A 13906-nucleotide genomic window follows, 5' to 3' on the forward strand; every position below is an offset into this window, starting at 1 on the left:
CTTGCGTGCTTCCGGCACGCGGCATGGGCGCAGTGTAGCGATTTGCTTGCGGGCATTCCCGGGAAAAATCATGTCGTGATCGGTCGTTTCGGTGCCGGTCATTTGTCCGGCAGGTCAACCTTGGGTTGCCGGGCGGCGGGCAATCTTGAATAATCCCCACAACTGAGAATTATTTGCAGATAGTCATGACTCCTGTCTCTGTTGGCCAGCCACGCATTCTTTCCATCGAGGACGATCCCGTCCTCGGTGCCTATGTTCACGAACAACTGGGTCGCAGCGGCTTCCAGGTCACCTGGTGCCAGAGCGGCAGCGAAGGCCTGAGCATCGCCCGGCGCCAGCCGTTCGATGTGGTGTTGATGGATATTCTGTTGCCGGGGCTCGACGGCCTGAATGTGCTGACGCAACTGCGCCAGAGCCATTCCACGCCGGTGCTGCTGATGTCGGCGCTGGGGGCCGAGGCCGATCGCATCAGCGGTTTTCGCCTGGGGGCCGACGACTATCTGCCCAAGCCGTTCAGCATGGCCGAGCTGCATGTGCGGATCGAAGCGATCCTGCGGCGGGTCGCCCTCGATCGGCGTCCGGCAATCAGCGTTGAGCCCGTAGCGGCGGGCGGTCTGCATTTCGACGAAGAACAGTGCGAAGTGTCCTACCACAATCAACCCGCCGGCCTGACTCGCAGCGAATACCGCTTGCTCGAAACCCTCAATCGCAATGATGAGGAGGTGCTGAGCAAGGCCTTCCTTTATCAGCACGTGCTCCAGCGCGGCTACGCAGCCCACGACCGCAGCCTCGACATGCACATCAGCCAGATCCGCCGCAAACTCAAAGCGATCGGCTACACCGAGCGGGAAGTGCGCACGGTGTGGGGCAAGGGCTATGTTCTGAGCGCCATCGATGAAGGTGTCTGATCTGCCGGGCCGGCATTCGCTGTTCTGGAAACTGGCCTGTCTGCTGGTGGCGTTCTGTCTGCTGATGATCTGGTTGAGCTGGTCCTGGGGCCGCTATATGGAGGAGCGCAACCAGTTTCTCTCCGACGAGGCGCGCGGCACATTGGCGCGTTATGCCGCCGAAGCCGAAGCGGCGTGGCAACGCGATCAGCGGATTGGCATTGACCGCTGGTTGCAGAGCATGGAATTGCGTGAGGCCGGCTGGGTTGGCGTGATTGGCGGCAACCTGCAGTCGCTGAGCAGTGATCCGCTGAACGCACAGGAAATCCAGCACCTGACCTTTTTGCGCGGCCTCGACTGGCCGATTCACAAGCAGGGCCGACCGTGGCTGCGCGTGCCATTTCCCACAGAACCGGCCGCCGGCAGCCTGGTCATCGAGCTGCCTGAACGCTTTCTGCCGGGCAAGTACCGAGTGTTCTGGCGAGTGATCACCAATGGCGTGATCCCCGGTCTGTTCACCTTGTTGCTGTGCGTGGGCCTGTATCGCTTGCTGGTGGTGCCGCTGAACAACCTGCGCGAACAGGCCAACGCTTGGCGCGCCGATCAATTGCATGTGCGCCTGTCGAGCGGCATCACCCAGCGCCCGGACGAACTCGGCGAACTGGCCCGTGCCTTCGATTCGATGTCCGAGCGCCTGCAATCGACCGTTGCCCTGCAACAGCAATTGCTGCGCGACCTGTCCCACGAACTGCGCACGCCTCTGAGCCGCCTGCGGGTGGCCAGCGAAAGCGAGCAGGAGCTGTTGCCGTTGCGCGAACGCATTGGCCGCGAAGTCGATGGCATGCAGCGGCTGGTCGAAGACACCCTGCAACTGGCCTGGCTCGAAACCGAGCGTGCTCCGTTGCCGGATGAAGCGATCCAGATTCAGGCGCTGTGGGAAATGCTCACCGAAAACGCCTGTTACGAAAGTTGCTGTCCGACAGGACAGTTGCAATGTGCGGTGGATGCATCGTGCTGGGTGCGCGGCAACCTCAATACCCTGGCCCAGGCGCTGGAAAACATCCTGCGCAATGCGATCCGTCATTCGCCCAAGGGCGGCATCGTGCGGCTGGATGGCCGGCGTGACGGGGATTACTGGCATCTATGGCTGGAGGACGAGGGCGGCGGCGTGGCCGAGGCGGATCTGGAACGGATCTTCTCGCCATTCACCCGACTCGACGGCTCGCGGCCGGGGGACGGTGGTTTCGGTCTTGGGCTGAGCATTGCGAGGAATGCGGTGCAGCGCCAGGGCGGGACTTTGTGGGCCGAGAACGGTCAGTCGGGATTGCGATTGCATCTGCGGTTGGTGGCGGATGACAGCGCCCATTCCGGCGCCTTCGCTGGCAAGCCAGTTCCCACCGTGGATGTGTGTCGCCCGCAGATAGTGTGAACAGCACAAGAAAGTGTCAGCACTGCTGACACTCTTTAAAAAGCCGCACCAACGGCGCGACTTTTACTGCTTATTCCAAGAAACCATAAGCACCACACTTTGCGTGATATGGGCCGCGCAGGTTTGCCGGTATGATAGGCGCCCCCGCTGTCCGGATTGCGAAAAACGCCATGACCTTGCAGTACCCAACCATCGCCGATTGCGTCGGCAACACGCCGCTGGTGCGTTTGCAGCGCCTGCCCGGTGTCACCAGCAACACCCTATTGCTCAAGCTCGAAGGGAACAACCCTGCGGGTTCGGTGAAGGATCGTCCGGCGCTGTCGATGATCACGCGTGCCGAGTTGCGCGGGCAGATCCACGCCGGCGATACGCTGATCGAAGCGACCTCGGGCAACACCGGGATCGCCCTTGCGATGGCTGCCGCGATCAAGGGTTACAAGATGATCCTGATCATGCCGGACAACTCCAGCGCCGAGCGTAAAGCGGCGATGACCGCTTACGGCGCGGAGCTGATTCTGGTCAGCCAGGAAGAGGGCATGGAAGGCGCTCGCGATCTGGCCCAGCGGATGGAAGCCGAAGGTCGTGGCAAGGTGCTGGATCAGTTCGCCAACGGCGACAATCCCGAAGCGCACTACACCACCACCGGCCCGGAAATCTGGCGTCAGACCCAGGGCACCATTACCCATTTCGTCAGCTCCATGGGGACCACCGGGACCATCATGGGCGTGTCGCGCTACCTGAAAGAGCAGAGCGACAGCGTGCAGATCATCGGCCTGCAACCGATGGAAGGCTCGGCCATTCCCGGCATCCGCCGCTGGCCGCAGGAATACCTGCCGAAGATTTATCAGGCTGATCGTGTCGACCGCATCGTCGACATGGCGCAAAGCGAAGCCGAAGACGTTACCCGTCGCCTGGCCCGGGAAGAAGGCATCTTCTGCGGCGTGTCCTCGGGCGGTGCGGTGGCAGCGATGCTGCGCCTGTCCAAAGAAGTTGAAAACGCGGTGATCGTCGCGATCATCTGTGACCGTGGCGACCGATACCTGTCGACCGGCATTTTCGACGCGGCCAACTGATGGCCAAGCACGAGAGAGGCCTGCGCTTCCAGCCCACCGGCGGCAGCAAGGCCCCGCAACTCCCGACCGGCAAAAAGCAGCGCTTGAAGATCGAGCGCCTGGCCAATGACGGTCGCGGCATCGCGTTTTTTGAAGGCAAAACCTGGTTCGTCCTCGGCGCCCTGGCGGGTGAAGAAGTCGAAGCGCGGGTGCTTGGCGCCCACGGAAAAGTGGTCGAGGCGCGCACCGAGCGTGTGTTCACCGCCAGCGAGTTGCGTCGCCCGGCAGCTTGTCAGCACGCCGGTCGCTGCGGCGGTTGCAGCGTTCAGCATTTGCCCCACGGCGAACAGCTTGCCCTGAAACAGCGCATGCTCGCCGAACAGCTTTCGAGAGTCGCCGGTGTCGAACCCGAGGAATGGGCCGCACCCTTGACCGGTCCGGAATTCGGCTACCGTCGCCGCGCCCGTATTGCCGTGCGTTGGGACAGCAAGGCCAAAACCCTTGCAGTCGGTTTCCGCGCTGCCGGCAGTCAGGACATCGTGGCGATCAACGAATGCCCGGTGCTGGTACAGCCCTTGCAGCCGATCATGACCCGCTTGCCGGAGATGCTCCGTCGCCTGAGCAAACCGCAGGCGCTGGGGCATGTGGAATTGTTCAGTGGCTCGTCCTTGGCCGTTCTGCTGCGTCACATGGCGCCGCTTTCCGAGGCTGATCTGACGATCCTCAAGGATTTCTGCGCATTCCATGAAGCGCAGTTGTGGCTGCACGGCGAAGGTGAGCCGCAGCCGGTCGATGCCACGCAGTCGCTGGGTTATCGCCTTGAGCAGTGGGATCTGGAGCTGGCCTGGCGGCCGGGGGATTTCATTCAGGTCAATGCGGGGGTCAACGAAGCGATGGTCGCCCAGGCGCTGGACTGGCTGAAGCCGACCGCCGATGAGCGTGTGCTCGACCTGTTCTGCGGTCTCGGCAACTTTGCCTTGCCGCTGGCCAAAGCCGTGCGTGAAGTGGTGGCTATCGAAGGCGTGCAGACCATGGTCGATCGCGCCGCGGCGAATGCCGCCAGTAACAATTTGCATAACACAAAGTTTTTTCAGGCCGATTTATCCCAGCCTTTGACCGATGCCGAATGGATCGGAAACGGCTTTTCTGCGGTACTCTTGGACCCACCGCGTGACGGTGCTTTCGAGGTGGTGCGCAAGCTCGCGACCCTGGGTGCCGAGCGGTTGGTGTATGTGTCGTGCAACCCTGCAACTCTGGCGCGCGATACGGTCGAATTGATCAAGCAGGGCTACCGGTTAAAACGTGCCGGGATTCTCGATATGTTTCCTCAGACGGCACATGTCGAGGCCATGGCGTTATTTGAAGCGAGCTAGGATGGCTCGTCTGATCCGACTGATCGGCCCGTGCAGCACTCGTCTTAGCCCCGCGAGTGCGGACGGGCAATCAAGGTCAGTGATTTGACGCATTGAGTCTGCGTCGTAGGGAAGGTAAAGCAAGATGGTACAGGTGAGAGCACACCAGCCGATCAACACCGACGGCAGTATCAATCTCGAGGCTTGGCTCGATCATGCGGTCAGTGTCGATCTGGCACTGGATCGCGAAGCCTTGAAGGAGGCCTGTGAGTACGCTCGACAGGCCGAGCAACAGTCCAACGCGGCAAAGAATCTCTGGTCCGAAGGCAGCGGCAGTTTCAGCACCGGCCTCGAGATCGCGGAGATTCTCGCCGACCTCAAGCTCGATCAGGATTCGCTGGTCGCGGCGGTGCTTTACCGTGGCGTGCGCGAAGGCCAGATCGAACTGGCAGCGGTCAGCCAGCGCTTTGGCCCGGTGGTCGCCAAACTGATTGACGGCGTGCAGCGCATGGCCGCGATCAGTGCCAGCCTCAGCCCGCGCCAGTCGATGGTGATGGGCACCCAGGGCCAGGTGGAAAACCTGCGCAAGATGCTGGTGGCGATGGTCGACGACGTACGCGTTGCGCTGATCAAACTCGCCGAGCGCACCTGCGCGATCCGTGCGGTGAAAACCGCCGATGACGAGAAGCGCAACCGGGTCGCCCGGGAAGTCTTCGACATCTATGCGCCACTGGCTCACCGTCTCGGCATCGGTCATATCAAATGGGAACTGGAGGACTTGTCCTTCCGTTACCTGGAGCCCGACCAGTACAAACAGATCGCCAAGTTGCTGCACGAGCGGCGGCTCGACCGCGAGCGCTTCATCGCCGACGTGATGACCCAGCTCAAGGACGAATTGCAGGCCACCGGCGTTGACGCCGACATCAGCGGCCGGGCCAAACACATCTATTCGATCTGGCGCAAAATGCAGCGCAAGGGTCTGGAGTTCAGCCAGATCTACGACGTGCGTGCGGTGCGCGTGCTGGTGCCGGAAATGCGCGACTGCTATACCGCGCTCGGCATCGTCCACACCCTGTGGCGGCACATCCCGAAAGAGTTCGACGACTACATCGCCAACCCGAAAGAGAACGGCTACCGCTCGCTGCACACGGCGGTGATCGGTCCGGAAGGCAAGGTGCTGGAAGTCCAGATCCGTACCCATTCGATGCACGAAGAAGCCGAACTCGGCGTCTGTGCGCACTGGCGCTACAAGGGCACCGACGTCAAATCCGGCTCGAACCACTACGAAGAGAAAATTTCCTGGCTGCGTCAGGTGCTTGAGTGGCACGAAGAACTGGGCGACATCGGCGGCCTGGCCGAACAGCTGCGGGTCGATATCGAACCGGACCGGGTCTACATCTTCACCCCGGACGGTCACGCCATCGACTTGCCGAAGGGCGCGACGCCGCTGGACTTCGCCTACCGCGTGCACACCGAAATCGGTCACAACTGCCGTGGCGCGAAGATCAACGGGCGCATCGTGCCGCTCAACTACAGCCTGCAGACCGGCGAGCAGGTCGAGATCATCACCAGCAAGCACGGTACGCCGAGCCGCGACTGGCTGAACCCGAACCTCGGTTACGTCACCACGTCCCGGGCGCGGGCGAAGATCGTTCACTGGTTCAAGCTGCAGGCTCGCGACCAGAACGTCGCGGCGGGCAAGACCCTGATCGAGCGCGAGCTCAATCGTCTCGGTCTGCCGGCGGTGGATTTCGACAAGCTGGCCGACAAGGCCAACATGAAAACCGCCGAAGACATGTTCGCCGCCCTCGGGGCCGGCGACCTGCGTCTGGCGCAACTGGTCAATCTGGCGCAACAACTGGTCGAGCCGGAGCGCGGCAACGAACAGCTGGAGCTGATTCCACGCAAGGCCACCGGTTACAAGCCGGGCAAGCGCGGCGACATCCAGATCCAGGGCGTCGGCAACCTGATGACCCAGATGGCCGGCTGCTGCCAGCCGTTGCCCGGCGATGCGATCGTCGGTTACATCACTCAAGGGCGCGGCGTGAGCATTCACCGTCAGGACTGCGCCTCGGTGCTGCAACTGGCCGGGCGCGAGCCGGAGCGGATCATCCAGGTCAGCTGGGGGCCGGTGCCGGTGCTCACCTATCCGGTGGACATCGTCATCCGCGCCTACGACCGTTCCGGTCTGCTGCGTGACGTTTCGCAGGTGCTGCTCAACGAGCGGATCAACGTGCTGGCGGTCAACACCCGCTCGAACAAGGAGGACAACACCGCGCTGATGTCCCTGACCATCGAGATTCCGGGGCTGGACGCACTGGGCCGGTTGCTGGGGCGGATTTCCCAGTTGCCGAACATCATCGAGACGCGGCGTAACCGGACTCCATGAAACCGACCTACAGCCTTGAAGACCTGTTGCACCTGATGAACCGTCTGCGCGACCCGCAGTACGGTTGCCCGTGGGACATCAAGCAAACCTACGCGACCATCGTCCCGCATACCCTCGAGGAAGCCTACGAAGTCGCCGACGCCATCGAGCGCGGCGACTTCGATCACTTGCAGGGCGAGTTGGGCGATCTGCTGTTTCAGGTGGTGTATTACAGCCAGTTGGCGCGGGAAGAAGGGCGGTTCGAATTTGCCGGTGTGGTCGACAGCATCACCCGCAAGCTGATTCGTCGTCACCCGCACGTATTCCCCACCGGCGATCTGTATGCACCGCTGGATGTGCCGCGTCTGAGCGAAGAGCAGGTCAAGCAGCGCTGGGAGGAGATCAAGGCCGAAGAACGCGCCGAGAAATCCGCCGAGCCGCAGCAACTGTCACTGCTCGACGATGTGCCCGCTGCGTTGCCGGCCTTGTCCCGTTCGGCCAAGTTGCAGAAGCGCGCCGGGCAGGTCGGTTTCGACTGGCCGGATGCCCTGCCGGTGCTGGACAAGGTGCGCGAAGAGCTCGATGAAGTGCTCGAAGCCATGTCCGAGAATGACCCGCAAGCGGTGGCCGATGAAATCGGCGATCTGCTGTTTTCCGTAGTCAATCTGGCCCGGCACTTGAAGGTCGATCCGGAAACCGCATTGCGTGGCGCCAACGGCAAGTTCGAACGACGCTTCCGTTTTATCGAACAGGCATTGCGCGACACCCATCGCCCCATGGAAGATTGCACCCTCGAAGAGTTGGACGCCCTGTGGGGTGAAGCCAAACGTCAGGAAAAGAATTTGCCCAGCTGCGGCTGAGCCGTTGCCCAAGTGAGTAAGCATCAATGAGCCTTTCCCTTCGCGACCAGTTGCTCAAGGCAGGACTGGTCAACCAAAAGCAGGCCAAACAGGTCAGCAAAGACAAACAGAAGCAACAGCGTCTGGCCCACAAAGGTCAGATCGAACTGGATGACTCCCAGCAGCGTGCTGCCCAGGAAGCTCAGGCCGAGAAGGTCAAGCGCGACCAGGAGCTGAACCGTCAGCAGCAGGAGAAGGCCGAGGCCAAGGCTCGTGCGGCGCAGGTCAAGCAGTTGATCGAAGTCTCGCGTCTGCCGAAGCTGACCACCGAGGACTACTACAACTTCGTTGACGACAAGAAGGTCAAGCGCATCTCCGTCAACACGCTGATGCGCAACAAGCTCAGCAGCGGCTCGCTGGCGATCGTGCACCATGCCGGCGGCTACGAAGTGATTCCTCGTGAGGCGGCCCTGAAGATTCAGGAGCGCGATCCACAGCGCATCGTGCAGCTCAACGAGAAGGTTGAAGAGGTGAGTGCCGAGGATGATCCGTACGCGGCCTATGTGATCCCTGACGACCTGATGTGGTAAGCGGGTCCCGCCGGGCTGCGAAGCGGCCCTGAAACACTCGATAACGACAAACCCCGCCAATGGCGGGGTTTGTCGTTTTCAATGCTGTGGTTTCGGTTCAGGCGGATTTCAGATCCCGCTGCCGTTCTTGCAGTTCCAGTTCGGCCTTGTAGTTGTGGGCATCGATCTCGTTGTGGAACATGCCGACCAGCAAGTCTTGTTGATGCACATCCCAGATCCGTACGCCGGCGGCTACGCCTTCATGGGACATGTGTGAATCGTCGCGTTCAGTTACTTTTACAGTCATCTGCTAGCTCCAATCTCTGTTATCTGCAGCAAGGCGTGTGCAGGGCTCTTTTATAAAATTTGTTAGCCTGCTAAGTAAACGCTCGATTTGTGCAACGTATCCTTGCGAAATCTGCAACAGTCCTGGAGCCCGCTGAATCCGCGACATTCAGTCGCAGGGCGGTAAGTTGCATGACAGAAGTTTCATTTTGGCGCGGCTGAAAAGTGCTTTTTCCAGGCGAAAAAAAACGCCCCGAACCAGTCGGGGCGTTTTCATGTGCGGCTCAGCGGAAGGGAATTACTTGCCTTCCCAGCGCTTCAGTACGAGGGTGGCGTTGGTGCCACCGAAGCCGAAGCTGTTGCTCATCACGGTGTTGATGGTGGCGTTCTCGCGGGTCTTGGTCAGCACCGGCAGATCGGCCACTTCAGGGTCCAGCTCGTCGATGTTGGCGGAACCGGCGATGAAGTTGCCCTCCATCATCAGCATGCAGTAGATCGCTTCGTGAACGCCGGCGGCGCCCAGGGAGTGACCCGACAGGCTCTTGGTGGAGCTGATGGCCGGGGCCTTGTCGCCGAACACTTCACGCACGCCTTTCATTTCCGCGACGTCGCCGACCGGAGTCGAAGTGCCGTGGGTGTTCAGGTAGTCGATCGGGGTGTCGACGGTGGACAGCGCCTGCTGCATGCAGCGGATGGCGCCTTCGCCGCTTGGAGCCACCATGTCGTAGCCGTCGGAAGTCGCGCCGTAGCCGACGATTTCCGCGTAGATCTTCGCGCCACGGGCCAGAGCGTGCTCCAGCTCCTCGACCACGACCATGCCGCCACCGCCGGCGATGACAAAACCGTCACGGTCGGCGTCGTAGGCGCGGGAGGCTTTTTCCGGAGTGTCGTTGCGCTTGCTGGACAGGGCGCCCATTGCGTCGAACAGGAACGACTGGCTCCAGTGCTCCTCTTCACCGCCACCGGCGAACACGATGTCCTGCTTGCCCATCTGGATCTGTTCCATGGCCGTACCGATGCAGTGAGCACTGGTGGCGCAGGCAGAGGCGATGGAGTAGTTCAGGCCCTTGATCTTGAACGGAGTGGCCAGGCACGCCGAAACGGTGCTGCTCATGGTCCGTGTTACACGGTATGGGCCGACGCGCTTGACGCCTTTCTCGCGCAGGATATCCAGCGCTTCCATCTGGTTCAGGGTCGACGCACCGCCGGAACCGGCGATCAGACCGGTACGCGGGTTGGACACCTGCTCTTCGGTCAGACCGGAATCGGTGATGGCGTCTTTCATGGCCAGGTAGGCGTAAGCCGCTGCGTGGCCGACGAAACGATAGATCTTGCGATCGATCAGTTCTTCAAGGTTGAGGTCGATGGAGCCGGAAACCTGGCTACGCAGACCCATTTCGGCGTATTCCGGGTTGAACCGGATGCCAGGGCGGCTTGCACGCAGGTTAGCGGAGACGGTCTCTTTGTCATTGCCCAGGCACGAAACGATGCCCAGACCAGTGATAACGACGCGGCGCATGCGAATAACCCTTAGAAGTTGTCAGTGGAGGTGAACACGCCGACGCGAAGGCCTTCGGCGGTGTAGATTTCGCGACCGTCGACAGTCACCGAACCGTCGGCGATGGCCAGGTTCAGCTTGCCCTTCAGGACGCGTTTGATATGAATGTTGTAGGTGACTTTCTTGGCGGTCGGCAGGACCTGGCCGAAGAATTTAACTTCGCCCGAACCCAGCGCACGGCCGCGGCCCGGCAGGCCTTGCCAGCCCAGGAAGAAACCGACCAGTTGCCACATGGCGTCCAGACCCAGGCAGCCCGGCATCACCGGATCGCCCTCGAAGTGGCAAGCGAAGAACCACAGGTCAGGGTTGATATCCAGCTCGGCGACCAATTCACCTTTGCCGTACTTGCCGCCTTCTTCGCTGATCAGGGTGATGCGATCCACCATCAGCATGTTCGGGGCGGGCAGTTGCGCGTTACCTGGGCCGAACAGCTCACCGCGACTGCAGCGCAGCAGGTCTTCCCGAGTAAAGGCGTTTTGTTTGGTCATGCGAGCTCCTCAATAATCCCATGCGGCAGGTGGGGCAAATCTTCCCGACCGATCGACGCGTTCATGCCTCGAACCGGCAGCCTACTCATAGACTATTGCGTTGTGGTGAAAGTCACAGCACCAAGGACATGAATGTACACTTGTGCACTGAAATTTTTATTCAAGCCCCTTTTGAGGCTCGTTCGGGTGCCTAAGACTGCCGCACTTTCGCTTTTCACGCCAGTCGCAGATGCTCGAAAGGGCCTCTCTACTGCACCCAGCGCTGCAGAATCTGCTGCAGGTCATTGCGTTTGAATGGCTTGGCCAGGTAATCGTTCATGCCCGCCGACAGGCAGTTTTCCCGGTCGCCCTGCAACGCGTTGGCCGTCAGGGCGATGATCGGCACATGGCCGCAGCCGGGCAGGCGGCGTATCTGTCGGGTCGCTTCGTAACCATCGATGATTGGCAAACGGCAGTCCATCAGGATCGCTTCGTAACGGCTACCTCCGGCACTGCGTACGGCCTGCATGCCATCGGTGGCAACGCTCACCGTGAAGCCCAGACTGCGCAGCATGGCCTCGATCACGGTCTGGTTGACCGGGTTGTCCTCCACCAGCAGGACATTGCGGCCTTCGCCTTGACTGTCGCCATTCACCGCTCGGGGCGCGACCAGTGCCGGTAATGCCTGCTTATATAGAGCCAGCGGAATTTCCAGGGTAAACACCGATCCGCGACCTTCTTCGCTTTGCGCGCGCAGGGTGCCGCCCATGCGTTCGGCCAGGGTGCGGGCGATCGGCAGGCCCAGACCGGTCCCGCCATAACGACGCGAGATCGAGCTGTCAGCCTGCTGGAACGCGTTGAACATCAATTCCAGGCTTTCCGAAGAAATCCCGATGCCGCTGTCGCGCACCGAGCAGGTGAACCACAGCAATTCGTGATCCAGCGACTGCCACTGCGCCTCGATGCTGACGCGACCCTGCTCGGTGAATTTCAGCGCATTGCCCACCAGATTGACCAGAATCTGCCGGATCCGCGTCGGGTCACCCTGCACCTGCAAGCCGCGCAGGTCTTCGGGAATCCGCAATTGCAACTCCAACCCACGTTGCGCCGCGCTGTGCTGGAACGACTGCGCGCACGCGCCGATCAGGTCGGCGAGGTTGAACGGGATGTGCTCCAGCTCCAGTTCCGAACGCTCGATGCGCGAGAAATCCAGAATATCGTTGATCACCTTGAGCAAATGTTCGGTGGACTCGGAAGCCAGCGCCGCGTACTCGATCTGCTCCTCGGTCATCTCCGTGGTTTCCAGCAATTGCAGCATGCCTAGGACACCGTTCATCGGGGTGCGCAGTTCATGGCTCATCATGGCCAGGAAGTCCGACTTGGCGTTGTTGGCCTTTTCCGCCTCTTCGCGAGTCTGGATCAGTTGCGCCATGGCCTGGTGCTGTTCGCGACTGGCCTGTTCGAGTGCCTGGGCCAGATTGTTGATGTGCTGCGACAAGGCCCCCAGCTCGGTGTCATCGACAATCGGCAACGGCGTCTTGTAGTCGCCGTCCTGAATCGCCTTGACCGCATTGCCAATGTCGCGGATCGGCTGCGACAGGCTGCCGGCCAGGCGCCGCGCCAGAACGAAGGTGAAGAGCAGGGCAAACAGCGCCAGGATCCCGGCCTTGAGCAGGATCTCCTGTTGGCGCTGACTGAACGCATCGTTGGACAGACCGACGATCACCCGCCCCAGATAATCCTCGCTGGCACCGCCGTTATTGGTCTTGCCGTCCTGAAAGAAATCATTGTGCAAGGCAATCCGTTGCAGCCGCACCGGTGACTGGAACACTTCGACCTGATGCGGGCGTTTGTGCGTATCCGATGGTTGTTCGACATACGCCAGAATCCGGTTGGCGCTGTCCTGGATTTCCAGGAACCGCACATTCGGCGTGGCCAGTGTGGCTTTCAGCAGGCTTTCCAATACCTCGTTGTTGCCGGAAATCACCCCGTACTCGGTAGCGGGCGCGAGCTGGTTGGCGATCAGTTGGCCGGTGTGATTCAACTCCTGGCGCAAGTCCTGGATGCGTACGAAGGTGAAAAAACTGATCAACAGCAAGGTCAGCAATAGCGCAGGGCCCAGGCTGATCAACTGGGTGCGGGTATTGATGTCCCAACGGCGGAAAATCATGGGCGGCGCTCTCCTTCGGCCAGCTCTGCGGCAACAGACGCTTCATTCATCGGCTCTATCCCTAATGAACGAGCCACCTGCGCATTGCTTGAAACTTTAAAACGCCCGGGATAGAGCGCTCTCGGCCAGGTAGCCGGCGGGCGGTCGAGCAATTCGTCGAGCACCGTCAGCCAGTCACTCTGGTCGCTGTAAGTACTGGCGAGGCTGCCGGCGCGCACGAACGAGACGTTCGGACCGATCAGCGCCAGTTGCCGTGAATAGCTGCTGAGCAGCAGGTTCTTCGCGGTTCTCGGGTTGTACAGGTCGGGATCGTCGAGACCCAGCAACACATCGCTGTTCTTCAGTACGGTCTGCAAAGGGCGGCTGTCGTGGGTGTTGTCCCAGCGCTGCGGGACGATTTGCAGATTCAACGGCTGGGCAACCGATTGCAGTTCCTTGAGCAGGAACTCGCTGTGCTGGTCGAACAGCACGCCGACTCGCTGAGCCTGAGGCAGGATCCGCCGGATCAACTGCAACTGACGGCTCAGGGGCGGATCGCTCCACAGCAGGCTCAAGTGTGGCGGTTGCGCGGTGCCGAAGCGTTGCCGGGCCTGCAAACGGCTGATGCGCAGGACCAGCGTCGCCGGCCCCTGGGGTTCCTGCATGCGCCAGTCGAGGCTCGGCAGGTCCAGCAGAATCAGGCGCAGGCTGGACGGTAGCTTGCCCGGTGCCGGCAGGCTCGCCAGTGGCTGGAAATGCACGCGATCGGTGGGGCGCAGTTCGCTCAGGGCCTGGACGAACGATTGCACGCCGGGGCTTTCCTCGGCACCGGTCAGCAGAATGTCGGCCGCCTGCACCGCCACGCCGTGCAGCCAGGCTGTCAGGAACAGGCACAACCCGGCCAGCCATTGGGCGGCGGTTGGCATCTTCCGTGACAGGGCGTAGCGCATC

The 13906-nt window shown here is 61.3% G+C and carries 12 protein-coding genes; 7 read left to right on the top strand and 5 right to left on the bottom strand.

The features are described from left to right. Positions 1–185: 185 nt before the first annotated feature. The 7 genes from OQ248_RS18310 to OQ248_RS18340 all read left to right on the top strand — a co-directional run bounded on the left by OQ248_RS18310 (position 186) and on the right by OQ248_RS18340 (position 8517). Positions 186–908, top strand: a complete 723-nt coding sequence (locus OQ248_RS18310) for a response regulator transcription factor (protein WP_265813523.1) — start codon at positions 186–188, stop codon at positions 906–908. Continuing rightward, positions 895–2316 carry a sensor histidine kinase gene (locus OQ248_RS18315; RefSeq protein ID WP_265813524.1) on the top strand — a complete coding sequence of 474 codons (1422 nt, stop codon included), beginning with the start codon at positions 895–897 and terminating at the stop codon, positions 2314–2316. Before OQ248_RS18310 ends, OQ248_RS18315 begins: the two co-directional genes overlap by 14 nt. Before the next feature lie 170 nt (positions 2317–2486). Then, a complete protein-coding gene (gene cysM, locus OQ248_RS18320; RefSeq protein WP_114884822.1) occupies positions 2487–3389 on the top strand; it encodes a cysteine synthase CysM in 903 nt (300 codons plus the stop codon). Continuing rightward, positions 3389–4741, top strand: coding sequence for a 23S rRNA (uracil(1939)-C(5))-methyltransferase RlmD (rlmD, locus tag OQ248_RS18325; RefSeq protein ID WP_265813525.1), 1353 nt, complete (start codon positions 3389–3391; stop codon positions 4739–4741). Before cysM ends, rlmD begins: the two co-directional genes overlap by 1 nt. A gap of 124 nt (positions 4742–4865) precedes the next feature. Continuing rightward, complete coding sequence (gene relA, locus OQ248_RS18330; RefSeq protein WP_085710978.1) at positions 4866–7109, top strand: GTP diphosphokinase; 2244 nt, start codon at positions 4866–4868, stop codon at positions 7107–7109. Then, the gene (gene mazG / locus OQ248_RS18335; RefSeq protein ID WP_265813527.1) at positions 7106–7948 is read left to right on the top strand and encodes a nucleoside triphosphate pyrophosphohydrolase; all 843 of its coding nucleotides are present in this window, start codon (positions 7106–7108) and stop codon (positions 7946–7948) included. Before relA ends, mazG begins: the two co-directional genes overlap by 4 nt. Before the next feature lie 26 nt (positions 7949–7974). Continuing rightward, on the top strand, positions 7975–8517 hold the full coding sequence (locus OQ248_RS18340; protein ID WP_085710976.1) for a DUF2058 domain-containing protein: 543 nt from the start codon (positions 7975–7977) through the stop codon (positions 8515–8517). A gap of 97 nt (positions 8518–8614) precedes the next feature. Here OQ248_RS18340 and OQ248_RS18345 read toward each other — a convergent pair whose 3' ends face one another. The 5 genes from OQ248_RS18345 to OQ248_RS18365 all read right to left on the bottom strand — a co-directional run bounded on the left by OQ248_RS18345 (position 8615) and on the right by OQ248_RS18365 (position 13905). After that, positions 8615–8803, bottom strand: a complete 189-nt coding sequence (locus OQ248_RS18345; RefSeq protein WP_007957795.1) for a hypothetical protein — start codon at positions 8801–8803, stop codon at positions 8615–8617. 276 nt (positions 8804–9079) lie between these two features. Beyond that, the gene (gene fabB / locus OQ248_RS18350) at positions 9080–10300 is read right to left on the bottom strand and encodes a beta-ketoacyl-ACP synthase I (RefSeq protein ID WP_007974551.1); all 1221 of its coding nucleotides are present in this window, start codon (positions 10298–10300) and stop codon (positions 9080–9082) included. Positions 10301–10311: 11 nt separating this feature from the next. After that, positions 10312–10827 (bottom strand): 3-hydroxyacyl-[acyl-carrier-protein] dehydratase FabA, encoded by a 516-nt coding sequence (fabA, locus tag OQ248_RS18355; protein WP_003227150.1) that lies wholly within the window; start codon positions 10825–10827, stop codon positions 10312–10314. A gap of 247 nt (positions 10828–11074) precedes the next feature. After that, positions 11075–12976 (bottom strand): ATP-binding protein, encoded by a 1902-nt coding sequence (locus OQ248_RS18360; RefSeq protein WP_265813529.1) that lies wholly within the window; start codon positions 12974–12976, stop codon positions 11075–11077. Next, positions 12973–13905, bottom strand: coding sequence for an ABC transporter substrate-binding protein (locus tag OQ248_RS18365; protein WP_265813530.1), 933 nt, complete (start codon positions 13903–13905; stop codon positions 12973–12975). The genes OQ248_RS18360 and OQ248_RS18365 overlap by 4 nt, the downstream gene beginning before the upstream one ends. Between the last annotated feature and the right edge of the window lies 1 nt (position 13906).

Source organism: Pseudomonas sp. COW5 (assembly GCF_026240005.1).
GTDB lineage: Bacteria > Pseudomonadota > Gammaproteobacteria > Pseudomonadales > Pseudomonadaceae > Aquipseudomonas > Aquipseudomonas kribbensis.

Excerpts from the sequence above, each read along its gene's own strand:
- OQ248_RS18310 (WP_265813523.1), top strand. The coding sequence starts at position 186 with ATGACTCCTGTCTCTGTTGGCCAGCCACGCATTCTTTCCATCGAGGAC.
- OQ248_RS18315 (WP_265813524.1), top strand. The coding sequence starts at position 895 with ATGAAGGTGTCTGATCTGCCGGGCCGGCATTCGCTGTTCTGGAAACTG.
- cysM (WP_114884822.1), top strand. The coding sequence starts at position 2,487 with ATGACCTTGCAGTACCCAACCATCGCCGATTGCGTCGGCAACACGCCG.
- rlmD (WP_265813525.1), top strand. The coding sequence starts at position 3,389 with ATGGCCAAGCACGAGAGAGGCCTGCGCTTCCAGCCCACCGGCGGCAGC.
- relA (WP_085710978.1), top strand. The coding sequence starts at position 4,866 with ATGGTACAGGTGAGAGCACACCAGCCGATCAACACCGACGGCAGTATC.
- mazG (WP_265813527.1), top strand. The coding sequence starts at position 7,106 with ATGAAACCGACCTACAGCCTTGAAGACCTGTTGCACCTGATGAACCGT.
- OQ248_RS18340 (WP_085710976.1), top strand. The coding sequence starts at position 7,975 with ATGAGCCTTTCCCTTCGCGACCAGTTGCTCAAGGCAGGACTGGTCAAC.
- OQ248_RS18345 (WP_007957795.1), bottom strand. The coding sequence starts at position 8,803 with ATGACTGTAAAAGTAACTGAACGCGACGATTCACACATGTCCCATGAA.
- fabB (WP_007974551.1), bottom strand. The coding sequence starts at position 10,300 with ATGCGCCGCGTCGTTATCACTGGTCTGGGCATCGTTTCGTGCCTGGGC.
- fabA (WP_003227150.1), bottom strand. The coding sequence starts at position 10,827 with ATGACCAAACAAAACGCCTTTACTCGGGAAGACCTGCTGCGCTGCAGT.
- OQ248_RS18360 (WP_265813529.1), bottom strand. The coding sequence starts at position 12,976 with ATGATTTTCCGCCGTTGGGACATCAATACCCGCACCCAGTTGATCAGC.
- OQ248_RS18365 (WP_265813530.1), bottom strand. The coding sequence starts at position 13,905 with ATGCGCTACGCCCTGTCACGGAAGATGCCAACCGCCGCCCAATGGCTG.